Below are 19,018 nucleotides of genomic sequence, written 5' to 3' on the forward strand. Positions count from 1 at the left end.
TAAAATTAAGATTAACTATGTCCGTGACAGACTGTAGAGGAGAAGAGAAATGAGCCCGACCCATGTATGGATACCTGTCGTATTTTATTGGCTGCCGATGCTCTTCTTTTTCTACATGGGAATGGATGTGCTGCTGCGCAACCCGCGGCAGATCGAACATCGTCTGGTAAGCGCTACAATTCTGTGCTATTTCCTGATGTTCCTGGAGGAGTACTTCCGGTATATGCTGCCCATGGAATATAGTCCGCTGCTGGCTGCGGTCTGGTTCGCCAATGTCGGTATCCTTATTCCAGGGCTGGGCTTCCATCTGATTGCCCGGTTAATCGGCTTACATAAGCGGATGTCCCGGCCGTGGTACCCCTATCTGTTCCATATCCTAACGCTGGCGATCCCGGCGGGACTCATTGGTCAACGTTCCTATACCTCCGTCCAGCTGTTCATGGTATCCGGGGTCTGGAAATGGCCGATAGCCAATGCAGCCTACTATGGGACCTTAACGGCAAGTCTGCTGCTTAGCTTCATCCCCATCGTCATGCTGCGAAGTAGGCGCAAGTGGAGTGCCGCCGATCCTGATTATCAGGAGCATGGCGGTATCTTCAAGCTGCTGGAGTATGGCTCCTGGGTGACATTCCTCTGGGTAGCGGTGTTCGGCTATTTCCGCTTCAATGAAGTGCTGCCGCCTTATACGTATATCTACGGAGGACTGATCTGGTGCTTCGTGCTGCGGCTGTCCATGCAGCGGTATGAGTTCCTTAATCATGCGGGGCAGCGCTACAAGAAGATGTTCCAGATCAATTCACAGGCTGCGCTGCTCGTCTCGTTGTCAGGCAGCATTAAGGAAGCGAATCCGAGTGCCGGTAAGATGTTTGACCGCCCAGCCCTAGGGAAGGCTAACCTTACCGATCTGGGCGGTGCAGAGATCGTGGCGAAGCTTAAGGCACAGGACGATATCGGTGAGCTGGAAATGGTTCTGCATAACGGGGAGAGTCCGGTCGAGGTGATGATTAACGGAGATTACGTGACCGTGGATCATGAGATTCATGCGGTGCTGCTCATCCGGGACATCCGGCTGCGCAATCAGCATGTACGGCAGATTGCCTTCATGGCCTACCATGATCCGCTCACAGGGCTGCCGAACCGCAGGCAATTCTATGATAAGCTGGAGGAGACTCTTGCAGAAGCAGAGCGCGGCGGCGGGGAAGTAGCCATCCTCCTACTTGATCTCGACCGGTTCAAGCAGGTGAACGACCGCTGGGGTCATGAGGCCGGAGACCAGATGTTATGCAAGGTAGCGGCCATGATCCATCAGGTGGTTCAGCCGGACGGGCTGGCGGCCCGCTTCGGCGGCGACGAATTCGTGCTGTTCTGCCCCGTGGGCCGGGATGGGCTGACCGCCGCAGAGCTGGAGCACCGGCTGCTGGCGGAGGCTGCACAGGCCACGCTGGATTATGAAGGCGAAGAGCTGAAGATCGATATGAGCATCGGCATCAGCTTGTATCCGCAGGACGGAACGGCTCCGGATGCTCTTTTGCGCCAAGCCGACAAGCGGATGTATGCGATCAAGCGGGGAGAGGCGGAGGGAAATCATGAGATTTGAGATTGGCGGAGGGATGGATTTAATTGAGGAGACTGTGCGGCAATTCCTGTCTGATAAGGCAAAGGTCCTTGATATCGTAAGCCCCCCGCTGCATTCGGATTAACAGGCGATAGTTGGATATGGTTATTGTGTAGTAGATATGTTTTGATGTCGGAGTGGCCTTTTCTGTTCAATGGCAGAAAAGGCTTTTTAGCATTCGCAGAAAATAAAAACATGGAATTTTTATGTAAATTATTACATTTTTTGATTTGTTATGTATGATTGTAATAGGAGGTGATTTTAATAGAGATGCTTGCTATTAGTTTTGTGTTTAAGTCAAATGAAAATTAGGAGGGATAGTTATGAAAAAAAGTTTGAAAATGCTCTCTGGGTTCTTGGTAATCATGTTGTTATTTGTCTTCGCATTCCCGGCAAATCAAGTGAATGCTGAGGCTAATCCATTAGCAATAGAGAGGCTTGCACAATTAAGCAGCGATAATTTACTGGATACCCTCGTTGATAACGGGCTGATCTTGCCTGAGGGATTAGAACAGAATGAATACACTGAGAATGCTGTGAAAACAATCGTTTCGGACATTGAGCGGGGAGTAGTAAATGAGGACCACATCCCATATAATTATACAGAACTAGCGGAGTTGGCTAGGAGGATTCTCGATGTCTCTTCCTCAAAAAGCTCTGCTAAAGCCAGCTATTCATTAATAAATAGCACAGTGATAGGATCATGGTCAAACAGCTATACCGGATATAATTGTTATGGATATTCTATTGGTGTGCATGTATTCCAAAATCCAGGCTATCATTCAGGTCAGGGTTTCAGTATGAGTTTACCTATAGCTAGTATGGCGGATTTAGTAGTTGATGATTTGAATACTCTTGGATATTGGGGTTATAAAACAACCACTAAACCTTCGCCACTAGCTAATTATCAAAAAGTAGTTGCTATTAGAAAAGGCAGCGTAGATTATCATTTCATGAAAGGTGATCTATCAGGTAGCGATTGGACACATAAACCTGGGGGGACCAATCCTTTAAGATGGAATTATTCGTCCCCAGGATATACCACCTGGACAAATGAATATTCTGTAAATAATATAAGTAACCCAGGGAACATAACATACGATAGCTCTATTTATTATATTATTTATTGGGCAAAAAACGGTCCTGGGCCCCAGCCTAACAAGATGGAGCCTGCAATCTGATCTTAATTTTCTAAATTGAATAGAGGAGGTGCTGAATATAAGATTTAACAAAATCAAAGGTGGCAGATTAAGGTGGGGATTTATCTGCGTAGTCCTTACTCTGGCACTGATTGGTACCGGGTGCTCGCTCAATACGGAGGAAAAAGTGAAGGAACTGAATGCTGTTGATGTGCCTGCTGACGAAATAGTTGATATATCCTGGAATGCTGGGTGGTCGCCAGCAATCAGCGTAACTCCAGGTATTCTGTTTGAGCTGCGTGGCAGTGATGATGTTATCTATGAATTATCTGGAGATACTGCTTACTTATGTGTTGATGCTGGGGGGAAGCTTGAAAGCCTCAGCAAAGGAGGAAACACTAAGAAATCCGGGGAACGCTTCTACTGGAACTACCTCTACGGAGACCCGCAGATACAGCCTGCCGATGTTGAAGATTCATGGATCAGCATTATCCGCAAGGAGGAAAATTATCGCACCGGATGGGTCTTAATTAAGATATCTTCAGGAACAGACAAGACAGTAGAGAGTGAGAATGGATTGTTCAAAGCTGAAGTTATGGCAAGTCTGGAATTTCCCCAACAGGCTGGTAATTACCAGGTAATCTCGGATAAGAATCTACTGGACCTTGAAGCCGCCTACAAAAAATGAATAGAACTGATAAATGAAACCCCTTCGCCGGAAGGGGTTTTATTATCACCAACGTTGAGAATTCACCTTCATTGAGGTGAGGAGCAAAATCGGAATTTTCACTGCATGGAGAACGTACGTGCTATAATTAAGGAGGCTACTGCCTAACCAATCAATTACTTAGGAGCTGTGTCACATACCATGATCAAGAAAGAAGCCGCACATATACGCAAGCAGTTCAAGATGGACCATGATCAGCTGAATCTGTACGATATTCTGAATGTCTATATTATGAAAGAAACGAATGAAATCTACCACTTCGAACGCCAGCCGTTCGCCATGCTGGAACGCGAGAAGCAGGAGCTGTATATGAGTAACTTCCGGAAGCTGCTGACGGGCGAGCTGGACCAGAAGCTGTTCGAGCTGAAGTTCCTGGAGGAAGCAGAGGAGCCGTCGCAAGTGATGCTGCACCAGGGGCTGATAACCGGTGACCCGGAGGAGTGGCAGGACCTGATGCTCATGCTGGTGGACAAAATGCTGGTGGATGCCAAGTATGAGAAGGATGCGGTCATCACCTTCGTGCGGGGACAATACTTCCGGCCGACCAAGGCGCGTAATGATGAGGCCGAGGAGACCGGGAAGGACGAGGTATTCGCGCATCCGTTCATTTTGTGCAGCGTGAATTCCACGGAGCAGCAGCGTAAGACGCTTTTGTTCGATTATGTGGAGCGGGAGTTCAAATACAATATCATGGTGGATCCCATCATCAAGCTCAGCACGCCGGAGCAGGGCTTCTTCTACCCGAGTGTGACCGACAACTATTCGGATATCAACCGGGTGCTGTACTGCACGGGAAGCGCGAATAATCCGAACCCGCAGTTCATCGAGCAGGTGCTGAATGCGGAGCGGTCGGTGACGGCGCTGGAGGAACGGTCTATTTTTGAGGATATCGTGAAGGAAGTGGCGGGCGAACAGATCGATGTGGCGACCATTGCTCAGGTGTACGAGGAGATTCACCAGGTCATTGAGGACAACGCGGAGGAGGAAGAACCGCCGAGACTTGATTACCGCGATGTGGAGCGTGTGCTGAAGGCCAGCGGTGTGGAGGATGTGACGGCGGAGAAGGTGGAGCGCGCGTTCGAGACCATCGTGGACAATAAGCATTATGAGCTGAAGGCCAGCAGCGTCATCCCTAAGTTCACCTCCAAGTCGATCAAGATCGATACGAAGGTTGCATCCATCACGATCAGCCCGCAGGACCTGAGATATGTGCGGCAGGTGAATTATCAGGGCAAGCGCTGCATCATGATTGAGATTGATGAAGATGCGGTGATTGAAGGCTTTACGCTGCTGACAGAGAACTTATCCTAACCTGTACACATGTATATTGAAAAAGGGCTATCCCGATGTCTCCTTACGAGAGCGGGAAGCCCTTTTATTTGTGGAGGGTGGTTGCGCTAGGAAGAGCTTCCGTATTTCTCCCAGACCGCCGCAAACTTCTTCTCCCAAATCGCCCAGCGCTTCTCGGCGCCGTATTTCGCTTGGAGCTGCTTCAGATATTGCTCCGCAGTCTCTGTATCCCCTGTATCCAGCAGGAACCCGAAGGTCTCCTCACTTAAATGCAGTGCTGTCCGCTGCATATAGTATTCAATAATGGCCCTGGCATCGTTTAGGGTGTACAAGAATTGAAGACCCTGATCCAAGTGGAGCAGCAGGTCTGCCGTGAACCTGTCCACATCTACCTCCGGCGTCAGGAAGTAGCGTTCCGGGGCGGCGGGGACGATGTTCCCGATCCGGGTATAGAAGTGAGCCAAGCCCAGAGACACAGCTGGCCTATATTGCGCAAGCTCTTCGGAATGAAGATTGTAATTCACATAGAAGCTGAGTTGCTTGTGTGTATTGTACTTGAATTTCTGGATATTGATTTTATAGCTGAGTTGGCCCTCTGTTTTGAAGAAATTCAAATCTTTTGTACGATAGCCCTGTGCGGAGAACAAAGGTTTGACGTCCTGCTTGATGATCTGCTTGAACAATTCCTTCATATCTAACAATTCATTCATAGTAAGTAAATCCTCCTTCACCTGGGTTAATTATAGGCTGCATATTATAACGTGTCGGCTGACAGCTATAATTGTACTATAAACAGGATCGCCTCAAATGACTTCATTCTGGGTAAATATAGGATAGGAGGCAGGAAAGGAGAATGCAGGAAGTGAAGAAGAATGTTAAGACTTTATTGTTTTTCTTTGGGTTTGCGGCTGTGATGGTGCTGCTGTTCGGATGGGGGCTGCCGGTAGTTTTTCAATTATTCCTACATAACGATTACATAAGAAGTCTGACTTTGCTGGTTGTGTTCAGTATGGTGGTGTTAGTCAAAAGGTTGAATTGGTCCACTTATTTGGTCTTTGCCGTCGCCCTCTTCTCGTTCTTGGGCATGATGATCGACACGGCCGGGAACCCCGTAACCAACAAGCCGCTGGAATGGATCGTCTCTCCTATAGGTCAATTGCAGCTGGACCAGGATGTCAATAATTATGCGCCAGGCCAGTACGTCATTTCGGATAACCTCTCCATTCTGAAGCCAGGCGGGGAAATGGTTACGCTAAGTACCGTATGGTTGTACTTGTACCGATGCGCCCAGTATTTGGTGCTCTACTCGATTGTAGGTACTTTGCTTGCAGCAATCCGGGGGAATAAGCCAGAACGCTGGCCGGTGCCTGCCGCGACGGTAGACGAGGTGTTGACGCCGGAGGTGGAGCAGCGGGTAGCGGCTGAACTGAAGCGCCGGGAGGCAGCAGGCACTACACTGAAGGTCGTTCCCGAAGAGGTCCAGGAGCATGTCCGGCAGTTAAAAAAGGATGGACAGCTCATTTTGGCCATCAAGCTGGTCCGCCAGCATACCGATCTTCCCCTTGGAGATGCCAAACGGTATGTGGAAGAAATGTAGAGGATATTTATCAGCCCGTTCTGTTCAATCGACAGAGCGGGCTTTTTTGAGCGTATGGTAACGCATCATGTTGCGAAGCTGGAGTTCTTTTGCAAGAGCGCCTTCCAAATCCAGCTAAAAAATATAATGATATATTTTAAATTTTAGCATAGTATTTTTGAAGGTTTATGGCGATTTTTGTCGAATCCAATGTGGAGAATTACATTCTGCTCATAGGAGGGCACTTTTACTAACAGGTTGAGGGCTGACTAACGGATAAATTGAACGGCACATTTAATGGACATAAGGGGACATGTGTATGAAAAGACCGTTGTTATGGAAAAAAGGCTCGATTTTCATTCTTATATTATTGCTGATATTCCCGAATATGAGCATTGCCGGAGCACAGGCTTCGGCGGATACTTTGACTGTTGCATCGGCGGTGGCAGAGAACCTGGATACGAATCTGAACAGTGTAATCTATGCGGGCGGAACTTATACCGCAGTAGGAGAGGGCGGGAGAATTGTACAATCGGCAGATGGGATGAGCTGGAGCAAGATTAGCACCCCGTCATCTAATGCCAAGATTTCTTGGAGGAGTATTGCATTTACTTCAAGTACTTATGTAGCGGTAGGTGTAGATTATTCAAACTCCACTGCAAAGGCTAAGGTCATTGTCTCTACGGACGGAGGCGGAACCTGGAGTGATAAATCCTCATCTGTAAATGCTGACATCCTGCAAAAGGTGCGTTACATTAACGGGACATTTTATGCTGTCGGCGGAAGGTGGAGTGCCACTAATCGGGCGCAAGACCTGGGGGTTATCTATTCTTCTGCAGACGGACAGAATTGGAGCCAGTGGAGTACGGTTCCTGCGCTCTGGCCAGCCCAATCGACCACCAGCAGTCCTTTTTTTCTAACAGACATTATTAATTTCAATGGAAAATATGTGATTACGGGCAATGTATTCGCCTCTTATGCCCACTCGGATGACGGGTCAAGCTGGACGTCTGCATTCTTGGGCGGAACGTTTGGACTGGATGCATTAGCTGTGTATAACGGTAAGCTCTATGTATCGAAAAACTGGGAGAACGGTTATGTAAGCAGCAATGGAATGACCTTTGCCGCAGACTCTTCTTATGATAATATGCTTGGCATTGTGCAGGCGGGATCCTTACTCTATCGATTTGGCAGGGAAGGTAAAATGTATACTTCGGCCAATAGTGGAGGGGCGTGGACAGCGGCGGAACCCGTAACGAATCATACCATTATATCGGCCGCTTCAAACGGCACAGGAATGGTTCTGATAACGAAGTCAGCACATAGTCTTGTCGTGACGCCAGATCAGACCCGCTGGGTCAGGTTCAGCGGGAACCTGCAAGGAAGCACGTATAATGGAAGCAAGTGGGTGGTAGCTGGAAACGTTCTGTCAGACTTTGGTACGGAGGTTCAGGATAATATATTCATGTCCTCTTCAAGCGGCTGGAATCAGTTGAGTGTGTCTAACCACCTGCCGCCTAATCTGGGATTCGCTGAAATTGCCTATGGAAACAATGTTTTCGTTGCAGCGGGGAAGAAGCTGGGTGTCTCTGGAGATGGAGAGAATTGGACGGTTACAGATCTTCCAGCCGGAGCTGCCGGTCTTGTAAAAGGATTAGCTTATGGCACTAACGGTTTTGTTGCTGTGACTGCCAATAATGTTCTACAATCTGCTGATGGAGTCTCATGGGCTGTTGTAGCAACCTTAAGCGGAGCTTCATTCAATCATGTGAAGGCTGTGAACGGGGGTTATGTGGCTTTTGGGGATGGAGGAATCTGGGCCTCTACGAATGGAACAAGCTGGAGCTCACTTGACTCATTGAAGAATTACGAGCCCTCCAGCTACTTCACTTTCTATGATATCACTTATGCAAATGGAAAATATGCCGTTATGGCTACGAATGGCAATGATGGAACTCCGCAGCTGCTGGAGACAAGCGGTGTGTTAAGCAGCAGCTCTGTCTGGACGGAACATGGGATTGATGCAGACTCAGCCTGGACGGAGCTGCGTTCCATAGATTATGGTAACGGTTATTATGTTGCTGCAGGTATGGTGTACAACGATCGGGAATCCCATGTGGCTTATTCTTCTAAAGATCTGGTTACCTGGACCCAATATGACGAGCAGGCGCTGGGAGTCAGCGGAAGCGGATTAAACCAGGTTAGGTTCCAGAATGATAAATTCTATATTGTAGGTAACGACAATACAAGAATTGTACTGGACAGTGGAGTGGGGGCAACGCCGGAAGCAACCCCGGCAGCTGTCATTGACTATACTGCCGAGCAACTGACTGGCCTGACGCCAGGCGGTGCGTATACCGTGAACAGTCAGCCTGTAACGGCAGACAGCAGCGGCAAGCTGGCTATAGTTAGCAACTGGCTGGGAACACCATTAAGCATCGTGAAAAAGGGAGACGGATCAGCGACTACAGACAGCGTGGCGCAGACCCTGAATGTCCCGTCCCGTCCGGCAGCGCCTACAGGTGTAACGGCGACCGATGAGACGGCGATCAATGCGGAAGATGGCGCGTTGGTGAATGTGGATTCGGGGATGGAATACAAGCGGGGGGCCGCAGGCGCTTGGGTGAATGTTGCGGGTACAAGCGTAACAACCCTTGAACCGGATACCTATTATGTCCGCACGAAGGCGACAGTAACTGCATTTGTGTCAGAAGCGCATAGTGTGACGGTGAATGCATTCACGGCAACGCCGGAAGCAACCCCGGCAGCTGTCATTGATTATACTGCCGAGCAACTGACTGGCCTGACGCCAGGCGGTGCGTATACCGTGAACAGTCAGCCTGTAACGGCAGACATTAACGGCAAGCTGGCTATAGTTAGCAGCTGGCTGGGAACACCATTAAGCATCGTGAAAAAGGGAGACGGATCGGCGACTACAGACAGCGTGGCGCAGACGCTGAATGTCCCGTCCCGCCCGGCAGCGCCTGCGGGTGTAGCGGCAACGGATGAAACCGCGATTAATGCGAAAGATGGCGCGTTGGTGAATGTGGATTCGGGGATGGAATACAAGCGGGGGGCCGCAGGCGCTTGGGTGAATGTTGCGGGTACAAGCGTAACAACCCTTGAACCGGATACCTATTATGTCCGCACGAAGGCGACAGTGACTGCATTTGTGTCAGAAGCGCATAGTGTGACGGTGAATGCATTCACGGCAACGCCGGAAGCAACCCCGGCAGCTGTCATTGACTATGCAGCCGAGCAACTGACTGGCCTGACGCCAGGCGGTGCTTATAGAGTGAATGGTCAGCCTGTAACGGTGGACGTTAACGGCAAGCTGGCTATAGATAGCGGCTGGCTGGGAACGTCATTAAGCATCGTGAAAAAGGGTGACGGTTCAGCGACTACAGACAGCGTGGCGCAGACGCTGAATGTCCTGTCCCGCCCGGCAGCGCCTGCGGGTGTAGCGGCGACAGATGAAACCGCGATTAATGCGAAAGATGGAACACTCACGAATGTGACAACAGGTATGGAATATAAGCGCGGCACAGCAGGTGCTTGGACAGATGTTGCGGGTACAAGCGTAACGTCACTTGAACCGGATACTTATTATGTTCGCACGAAGGCGACAGCAACTGCATTTGTGTCAGAAGCGCATAGTGTGACGGTGAATGCGTATGTGCCAACGGCAGAGGTTACCCCGGCAGCTGTCATTGACTACGCAGCCGAGCAACTGACTGGCCTGACGCCAGGCGGTGCGTATACCGTGAACAGTCAGCCTGTAACGGCAGACATTAACGGCAAGCTGGCTATAGCTAGCAGCTGGCTGGGAACACCATTAAGCATCGTGAAAAAGGGAGACGGATCAGCGACTACAGACAGCGTGGCGCAGACGCTGAATGTCCCGTCCCGCCCGGCAGCGCCTGCGGGTGTAGCGGCAACGGATGAAACCGCGATTAATGCGAAAGATGGCGCGTTGGTGAATGTGGATTCGGGGATGGAATACAAGCGGGGGGCCGCAGGCGCTTGGGTGAATGTTGCGGGTACAAGCGTAACGTCACTTGAACCGGATACCTATTATGTCCGCACGAAGGCGACAGTAACTGCATTTGTGTCAGAAGCGCATAGTGTGACGGTGAATGCATTCACGGCAACGCCGGAAGCAACCCCGGCAGCTGTCATTGACTATACTGCCGAGCAACTGACTGGCCTGACGCCAGGCGGTGCGTATACCGTGAACAGTCAGCCTGTAACGGCAGACATTAACGGCAAGCTGGCTATAGTTAGCAGCTGGCTGGGAACACCATTAAGCATCGTGAAAAAGGGAGACGGTTCGGCGACTACAGACAGCGTGGCGCAGATGCTGAATGTTCCTTCCCGCCCGGCAGCGCCTGCGGGTGTAGCGGCAACGGATGAAACCGCGATTAATGCGAAAGATGGCGCGTTGGTGAATGTGGATTCGGGGATGGAATACAAGCGGGGGGCCGCAGGCGCTTGGGTGAATGTTGCGGGTACAAGCGTAACGTCACTTGAACCGGATACTTATTATGTTCGCACGAAGGCGACAGTAACTGCATTTGTGTCAGAAGCGCATAGTGTGACGGTGAATGCGTATGTGCCAACGGCAGAGATTACCCCGGCAGCTGTCATTGACTATACTGCCGAGCAACTGACTGGCCTGACGCCAGGCGGTGCGTATACCGTGAACAGTCAGCCTGTAACGGCAGACAGCAGCGGCAAGCTGGCTATAGTTAGCAGCTGGCTGGGAACACCATTAAGCATCGTGAAAAAGGGAGACGGTTCAGCGACTACAGACAGCGTGGCGCAGACGCTGAATGTCCCGTCCCGCCCGGCAGCGCCTACAGGTGTAACGGCGACCGATGAAACCGCGATTAATGCGAAAGATGGCGCGTTGGTGAATGTGGATTCGGGGATGGAATACAAGCGGGGGGCCGCAGGCGCTTGGGTGAATGTTGCGGGTACAAGCGTAACGTCACTTGAACCGGATACTTATTATGTTCGCACGAAGGCGACAGCAACTGCCTTCACCTCAGCTTCGGTGCCATTGACGGTAACGTCATTCGCGGCAACGGCGGAAGTGACGCCTATTGGTATCATTGATTATGCCGCTGAGCTACTAACGGGACTGATACCGAACGCTTTATACACCGTGAACGGCTCGGCGATAACGACGACAGCAGACGGGGCGCTGGTTATAGACAGCAGTTGGCTGGGAAGCGTGCTGAATATCGTGAAGACGGGCGACGGGGTGACCACCACCGATAGTGCTGCGCAAATATTAAGTGTTCCCGCGCGCCAGGCCGCTCCGGTGGGTGTGAGTGTCACGGATGTGACCTATAACGGAGCCAATGACGGAACACTGCAGAATTTGACCGTCCAGATGGAATACCAGATGGGGAACACAGGGGCTTGGACAGAAGTTACAGACACTACGATTACCGGTCTTGCACCAGGCACGTATTATGTGCGGGTGAAAGCTACGTCAACGGACTTTGCTTCTGCTATTGCTCAGGTGACCGTTCATGACTCAGATGCCGTGATCCCGGCGGCTCCAGAAGTGGTGGCGGATGATCTGAACAATTCGATTGTGGGCCTGAACACCAGCATGGAATTCTCCGTGGATGACGGACCCTTCGTACGTTATGACGGAACGAACCTGCCGGACCTCAGCGGCGAGCATGCCGTAAAGGTACGGGTGGCGGCGAGCGGATCGGTTCCGGCGGGACCGGCAACTGCGCTGACTTTTACAACGAATGTCTTGATCCCTGCCGGGAACTTGGCTGTGAGTGCCAGTGATCCGGGTGGTGCAGAGAGTAACGGCTATACACAAATCAAGGTTACGCCTGCACCGGCTGATGGACATAAGCTGCTGTATAAGAACTTTGGTTCTGGCAGCATCATCGTGCCGAATGTGGGAGACCTTCTGACCGGATACACGCTTGTAGGCAGTGAAGGGCTGATTCCGGCAGCCGATGGGGATACAATTGGCATTGCTGAGATAGATGCTGAAGATATGGTGGTAAAATACGGCAGCGTCATTGCAGTAGTTGCAGTGACTACTCCGGTAACGCCGACTCCCGATCCGGTCAGCCCGGGCAGCGGAAGTAACCCGAACAGCGGGACCCCTTCCGGGAATGCGGCCAGTACGGTTACCGATGTGATTGTCCTTGTGAACGGCAAGGAGGAGAACGCGGGCAAAGCAACGACCACGATCTCCGGTAACCTTAGAACGACGACCATCGCGGTAGATCCGGCCAGACTGCAGGCGAAGCTGGATGCCGAGGGGAACGGAGCTGTAGTAACTATCCCGATGATGCTGGATTCGAATGTGATTGCCGGCGAATTGAGCGGCCAGATGATCAAGAATATGGAGAATGTGGCGGCCACCCTGGTGCTTCAGACCAGCAAGGGCAGCTATACGTTGCCTGCATCCGAGATTAACATCGGCGCATTGGCCGCAAGATTAGGTAACGGGGCTAAGCTGGAAGATATTACGCTGAGAATTACCATTGGTGATGCTTCGGCTGCCATGAATCAGGTGGTCACCGCTGCGGCAAGCAGGGGCGGCCTGACCCTTGCAGCGCCTATCCTGGATTTCACAGTTACTGCTTCTTTCGGAACCTCAACAGTAGAGGTGAGCCGGTTCAATGCATATGTATCGCGGACAGTAGCGCTTCCGCAGGGGGTTAACCCCAACCGGCTTACAACTGGTATCGTTGTTGATCCGGATGGAACGGTGCGTCATGTACCGACCAGAATCATCCAGAAGGATGGTAAATACTACGCAGAGATCAACAGTTTGACGAACAGCACCTATTCGGTGGTCTGGCATCCGCTGACGTTCGCGGATGTGGAGAAGCATTGGGCGAAGAATGCAGTGAATGACATGGGCTCCCGTCTGGTCATTAACGGGGTGAACGAATCCACGTTCAACCCGAACGCTGACATCACCCGTGCAGAATTCGCAGCGATCATCGTACGCGGTCTGGGCCTGAAGCTTGGAGAGGGAGCTGCGAGGTTCGCAGATGTTCCGGCGAATAGCTGGTATGCAGGAGCAGTCGGAACAGCCTCCGGGGCGGGTCTGATTACCGGCTTCGAGGATGGAAGCTTCCGTCCCGGTGACCGGATCACACGCGAGCAGGCCATGAACATCATCGCTAAGGCGATGAAGCTGACCGGTCTCGCAGAACAGACCGGCACAGTGGACACCGCTGGTGTGCTTGCCGCCTTTACGGATGCAAGCCGCACGGGAGCCTGGGCGAAGGACAGTCTGGCGCTCGCAGCATCCGCCGGCTTAATCACCGGCCGCGGCGGCAATAAGCTGGAGGCCAAAGCCAACGTTACCCGCGCAGAAGTGGCGGTGCTGATCCAGCGTCTGCTCCAGAAGTCGGAGTTGATTGATTAATGGTATGAATTAAACTGGGCAAACCAGAAAAAGCGGATTCAGTCATAGGCTGAATTCGCTTTTTTTTGGCGTTAGAATTTTGGCATTTAGCGTGTACCCAACAATAGGGGGATTTCGAGCTGGGAGGGGCGGGGTGCTGCGCGGAAGCAGTTGGATTTTATACACTTGCTGTAGAGCGGACGAGTCCTGAAGGGACAGTAGTTGGATAAATGTTACTTATTGAATCACAATTCAGCGGAATTGGCACAATCACTAGAATTAGTTGTTGTTTTTCCACCTGTTTGCGTACAATCGCCAGAAAGCGATAAATTAAGATACATTTGTCCACTTGCTGATTACCCGGGCGATTGGAAGCCTTGTATTTGCTATATGAGGTCTGGTATTTGCTATAATTGGCTTTAACAGAATTTTCAGGAGAGGGGCATGGCGTATGTTCATTGTTAACGTAGAAGCAGCAATCTGTAAGGAAGATAAGTGGCTTGTGATTACACGGAGTACCAAAGAAGAGCATGCAGGAGGGACTCTGGCTCTTGTAGGAGGGAAAGTGGATATTGAGGGCAACTCGCTCGAAATCCTCGAACGGACGGTGAAGCGCGAATGCGATGAGGAGGTTGGCATCGTGATCAAGGATGCGGTTACTTTTGTGTATAGCTCCTCCTTCGTGACAGAGGACGGACGCAATGTCATCAATATGGTCTTCCTATGTGAATATGACAGTGGTACAGCAACCACCCGGAGTCCTGATGAAGTGGAAGCCGTATATTGGATGACCCACGATGAAGTTATGGATCACCCCCTGGCTCCTCCCTGGACCAAAGAAAGTATAAGAAGAGTAGCACTGGCAAGAAAATAACCTGCACTCACACCCACCCCGTGAACTCCAGAATACTCGCCTTCGCCGATTGCGCCTCCGACTGCGCACCCTTGCGCCATTCCTTGGGCGGGACGCCCATCAGCTTGGAGAAGCAGCGGTTGAAGCTGGAGATGGAGTGGAAGCCGACCTTCTCCGAGATCTCCAGAATTGAATCCTCGGTGCTCTTAAGCTGCTTGCAGGCTTCCTCAATCCGGGTGCTGCTCAGGAAATCCAGGGGGGCGGTGCCCATCGTATCATGGAATTTGCGGCGGAAATGGGTGGTGCTCAAGTGGCACAGCCCGGCCAGGTCATCGATGGTCATCGGCGCCATATAGTTGCGGGTGATATACTCCAGCGCGGGGGCGATAGCGAAGTCACCGAGGAGCGTATGCCCGGCCTCCTGGCCGCTCAAGGCTTCGTTCGTAGAATGAATGCGGAGCAGCTCAATGTACAGGGACAGCAATAAGCCGTACGCACTCTCCTGATAGTAAGGCTTCTGCTGCTGTAATTCGAGGACGATGGAGGTGGCCAGCGTATAGACTAGGGGGTGCTTGTCTCTGCTCAGAATACAGTTCCTGCCCTGCACTGCCCAGAGATTCGGCTCGAAGCCAGCGTAGGCGCTCTTGAAGGAATGCTGAAACAGATCCTCCGGCGAGAAAAACAGATAGGACCACAGACTGGCCTCACCCGGAGAACTGTACGTCGTATGGGGCAGATACCGCGGCAGGAAGGTCACATCCCCGGCGGCAAAAGGCACGTTCTCGCCCTTAATCTCCATAATCCCGCTATCTGAATAGCAGATCCCGATCTCCAGGTGGTTGTGGAAATGCAGGTGCTCGCTCTTGATATCAGAGATCCTCCAGCGTTCGCCGCTGAGCAGCAGGACAGGGAAACGGATCGGCAGGCTGTAGTGGCGGTACTCAATGACGGGTTTCTTTTTTCTGGGCATCTTCAACAGCTCCTGTCCTTCTTGCGTTAGAATAGGAATGTAGAATAAAGGGTCGAAACTGCGCAGTTTTGATGTGAATGTGCTTAGATGTAGAACATTTTACTGCTTACAATAGATTCTGTAAAGCGCTTCCAAACGGATGGACGGATAATAGCTGCCTTCAGAGACGCAGGGAACAGGAGAGGGGAATACACATGCTTCAAGTCAACTATAACCGGGAAGAAATCTTAAGCGTAATCGATAAAGTGGCAAGGAAGACACTGGCGATGGATTTAACATGGGAGTGGCCTTGCGGCGTTGCCTATTATGGGGTGTCCAGAGCCTACCAGACCACGGGGAACCAGGAGTACCTGGACCAGCTGGTGAAGTGGGTAGATGAATATATTGAGCTGGGGCTGCCCGACTGGACGGTCAACACCTGTGCCATGGGCCATATGCTGATCACCTTGTACGAAGAGACCGGGGACCAGAAATACTGGGATATTGTCATGAGTAAAATCGGCTATATCCGGGGGAGCGCGCTGCGGTTCGGGGATCAGGTGCTGCAGCATACGGTCTCGGTGTCCAATGACTTCCCGGAGCAGGCTTGGGCGGATACGCTGTTCATGGCTGCGTTCTTCCTGCTGCGTGTGGGCAGTAAGCTGGAGGATCAGGAGCTGATCCAGGACGCGCTTAACCAGTATTACTGGCACATCAAATATTTACAGGACCCCAGCACCGGCCTCTGGTTCCACGGCTATAACCATGTGAAGCAGGACCATATGTCCGGGCTGTACTGGGGCCGGGCCAACGCCTGGGGAGCCTATACGATGTCGCAGGTGAAGCCGCTGCTTAAGGAGTGGTACCTGTACCCGCAGTGTATGGATGTGGAGTGCTCGCTCCGGGATCAGCTGGCGGCGTTGAAGCTGGTACAGACGGAGGACGGCCTGTGGCGTACGCTGCTGGACGATGAGGAGTCCTATGAAGAGGTATCGGCATCCTGCGGGATCGCTGCGGCCATGGTGAATAACGGAAATCCGCTGCATACCAAATATGTGCAAAAGGCCCTGAAGGGCATTCTGGAGAACATTACTGAAGACGGACGCGTATTGAACGTATCGGGCGGCACCGCCGTCATGAAGGACCGTGAAGGGTACCGCCATATTCCCAAGGACTGGACTCAAGGCTGGGGCCAGGGCCTCGCGCTTGCGTTCCTGTCGGATCTGCTGAAATAGGAGGAATTCCCGTTGCCGAAATTATCTACAGGCTCCACAGGAGCTTTTACCCTGCCGGGGGAAGCCGGTTATGAAGCACTGACGCTGAAGCTTGCCGAACGCTGGGGGGCCGATGTCATTCGTGACAGTGACGGTACGCAGTTGTCAGAAGAGATTATTAATGCCGGTTACGGCATCTATTCGACCCTGTGCATCATCCGCGACCATAACGGCTGGGCGGCGAGGAACCCGGACAAGCTGCAGCAGACCTTCCTGATTACAAGTCCGAAGGTGGCCGTGCAGGATTACATATCCATCTATCTGCTGGAGGATTTCTTCGCAGAGCAATTCAGGGTGAATGATTCCCCTGAGGCATTCAAGTACTGGCAGGTGTACGACCGGACAACCGGGAAGGAGGTGCCGGGGGAGCAGTGGAATTACGACCGGGAGTCCGGCAATGTGGTGCTAACCGGCATTACGCCTTGGCATAAATATACCGTCAGCTTCATGGCCTACCGGATCTGGGAAGAGATCTCCATGTACAACCACACGACGAATCACTGGGACAAAGAGCATCTGATGCAGATCGATCCGATGTATAAGGGGATCCGGCAGTACCTGCTGGACTGGATGGAGGACTGGTGCGGGGAGCATCAGGCGACGACAGTGGTCCGCTTCACCTCCCTGTTCTACAATTTCGCCTGGATCTGGGGCAGCAGCGGGCAGAACCGCCATCTGTTCTCGGACTGGGGGGCCTACGACTTCACGGTGAGTGCGCGGGGCCTGGATCTGTTCGCGGAGCAATACGGCTATCCGCTGACCGCAGAGGATTTCGTGAACGGCGGCAAATACCGTGTCAGTCATATTCCGGCAGAGCAGCGCAAGCTGGACTATATGGCTTTTATCAACGATTTCGTCATCGGGTTCGGCAAGCAGTTAATTGACATTGTCCATAAGCACGGCAAGCTGGCCTATGTCTTCTACGATGACAGCTGGGTGGGCGCTGAGCCCTACAATGACCGCTTCGGGGAGTTCGGCTTCGACGGGATGATCAAATGCGTGTTCTCGGGCTATGAAGCCAGACTCTGCTCAGGGGTGAAGGTAGAGACGCATGAGATCCGGCTGCATCCGTATCTGTTCCCGGTTGGCCTGGGCGGCGCACCCACCTTCATGGAAGGGGGCAATCCCACACTCGATGCGAAGCAATACTGGATTAACATCCGGCGCGCCTTGCTGCGTGAGCCGGTCGACCGGATCGGCCTGGGCGGCTATCTGCATCTGGTCGAGCCTTACCCGGATTTCTGTGCGTATATTGAGAAGATTGCGGATGAATTCAGGGAGATCAAGGAGCTGCACCGGCAGGGGCAGCCTTATCAGATCAAGACTAAGGTAGCTGTTCTGCACTCGTGGGGCAAGCTGCGGTCATGGACCCTGTCGGGCCACTTCCATGAGACATATATGCATGACCTGATTCATATCAATGAGGCCTTATCCGGCTTGCCGGTGGAGGTGCGGTTCATTGATTTCGAGGATATCCGTCAGGGTGCCTTGCAGCATGTGAATGTGGTGATCAATGCAGGCAGCGCCGGTTCAGCATGGAGCGGCGGGGACCACTGGAAGGACAGCCAGGCAGTGGACGCCTTGACAGAGTGGGTGTATAAGGGCGGCGCATTGATCGGGGTGAATCAACCCTCCGCCGTGGACGGCTACGATCATTACTTCCGGCTGGCGCATATTCTCGGGGTGGATGAGGATACGGGCGCAAGGGTAGCCCATGGCAAATGGGCCTATGAGGTTCAGCCGGTGCCAGGTCTGGTACCGGATGGCGTCAGCCTCACGCCGAAGAACGGGATTTATCTGACCGACGGGGCTGCTGCGGTGGTCCGTGAGGCAGAGGGCAAACTGGCCTTGACGGTGAATAGCTTCGGGAGAGGGAAGGGCATCTACCTGCCGTCCTTTGCCTTCAGCTGGGAGAATACCCGCCTGCTGCTGAATCTGATCCGCTATGCCGGCAATGAGCTGGAGGAGACCCGCTACCTCCCGGATAATCTCTACACCGAGTGCGCGTATTATCCGCAGAGCAAGCGCCTGGTTGTGATCAACAATAGCGGTCAGCCGCAGCTTACCACCATCGGGACGGACTATGGTCCGCAGGTTGTGGAGCTGGAAGCTTTTGATACGGTGATTCGGGTGATGGGGAGGATTTGAATCATTATCATAATTATGATATGATAGCGCAAAGAAGGAGGGGTT

Annotated in this window: 11 protein-coding genes; 9 read left to right on the forward strand and 2 right to left on the reverse strand. The window is 52.1% G+C overall.

The genetic code is table 11. From position 1 onward, the window contains the following. Positions 1-49: 49 nt before the first annotated feature. The 4 genes from MKY86_RS02325 to MKY86_RS02340 all read left to right on the forward strand — a co-directional run bounded on the left by MKY86_RS02325 (position 50) and on the right by MKY86_RS02340 (position 4,792). On the forward strand, positions 50-1,597 hold the full coding sequence (locus MKY86_RS02325) for a sensor domain-containing diguanylate cyclase (RefSeq protein ID WP_076085483.1): 1,548 nt from the start codon (positions 50-52) through the stop codon (positions 1,595-1,597). Positions 1,598-1,938: 341 nt separating this feature from the next. Beyond that, positions 1,939-2,796, forward strand: coding sequence for a hypothetical protein (locus tag MKY86_RS02330; protein ID WP_076085486.1), 858 nt, complete (start codon positions 1,939-1,941; stop codon positions 2,794-2,796). Between the two features lie 145 nt (positions 2,797-2,941). Beyond that, positions 2,942-3,442 carry a hypothetical protein gene (locus MKY86_RS02335; RefSeq protein WP_340756915.1) on the forward strand — a complete coding sequence of 167 codons (501 nt, stop codon included), beginning with the start codon at positions 2,942-2,944 and terminating at the stop codon, positions 3,440-3,442. Between the two features lie 180 nt (positions 3,443-3,622). Then, positions 3,623-4,792, forward strand: a complete 1,170-nt coding sequence (locus MKY86_RS02340; protein ID WP_036730773.1) for a DUF4317 domain-containing protein — start codon at positions 3,623-3,625, stop codon at positions 4,790-4,792. Between the two features lie 86 nt (positions 4,793-4,878). Here the strand turns inward: MKY86_RS02340 and MKY86_RS02345 are convergent, their stop codons facing one another. After that, positions 4,879-5,481, reverse strand: coding sequence for a DUF4304 domain-containing protein (locus MKY86_RS02345; protein WP_083685744.1), 603 nt, complete (start codon positions 5,479-5,481; stop codon positions 4,879-4,881). A 152-nt stretch (positions 5,482-5,633) separates the two neighbouring features. Between MKY86_RS02345 and MKY86_RS02350 the strand changes: the two genes are divergently transcribed. The 3 genes from MKY86_RS02350 (at position 5,634) to MKY86_RS02360 (ending at position 14,623) form a co-directional block, all read left to right on the forward strand. Next, complete coding sequence (locus tag MKY86_RS02350; RefSeq protein ID WP_143803892.1) at positions 5,634-6,368, forward strand: hypothetical protein; 735 nt, start codon at positions 5,634-5,636, stop codon at positions 6,366-6,368. A gap of 298 nt (positions 6,369-6,666) precedes the next feature. Further along, positions 6,667-13,770 carry an S-layer homology domain-containing protein gene (locus tag MKY86_RS02355; protein ID WP_340825959.1) on the forward strand — a complete coding sequence of 2,368 codons (7,104 nt, stop codon included), beginning with the start codon at positions 6,667-6,669 and terminating at the stop codon, positions 13,768-13,770. Positions 13,771-14,200: 430 nt separating this feature from the next. Further along, a complete protein-coding gene (locus MKY86_RS02360; protein WP_076081971.1) occupies positions 14,201-14,623 on the forward strand; it encodes an NUDIX domain-containing protein in 423 nt (140 codons plus the stop codon). 7 nt (positions 14,624-14,630) lie between these two features. Here the strand turns inward: MKY86_RS02360 and MKY86_RS02365 are convergent, their stop codons facing one another. Further along, positions 14,631-15,572 (reverse strand): AraC family transcriptional regulator, encoded by a 942-nt coding sequence (locus MKY86_RS02365; RefSeq protein ID WP_076081970.1) that lies wholly within the window; start codon positions 15,570-15,572, stop codon positions 14,631-14,633. 194 nt (positions 15,573-15,766) lie between these two features. On the opposite strand from MKY86_RS02365, the gene MKY86_RS02370 reads away from it, so the two are divergent. Then, positions 15,767-16,786, forward strand: a complete 1,020-nt coding sequence (locus MKY86_RS02370; protein WP_076081969.1) for a glycoside hydrolase family 88/105 protein — start codon at positions 15,767-15,769, stop codon at positions 16,784-16,786. Positions 16,787-16,798: 12 nt separating this feature from the next. Beyond that, positions 16,799-18,973 carry a 1,3-beta-galactosyl-N-acetylhexosamine phosphorylase gene (gnpA, locus tag MKY86_RS02375; protein ID WP_076081968.1) on the forward strand — a complete coding sequence of 725 codons (2,175 nt, stop codon included), beginning with the start codon at positions 16,799-16,801 and terminating at the stop codon, positions 18,971-18,973. Positions 18,974-19,018 lie beyond the last annotated feature (45 nt).

The sequence above is a fragment of the Paenibacillus sp. FSL R7-0333 genome, assembly GCF_038000365.1.
Taxonomy (GTDB): domain Bacteria; phylum Bacillota; class Bacilli; order Paenibacillales; family Paenibacillaceae; genus Paenibacillus_AQ; species Paenibacillus_AQ silagei.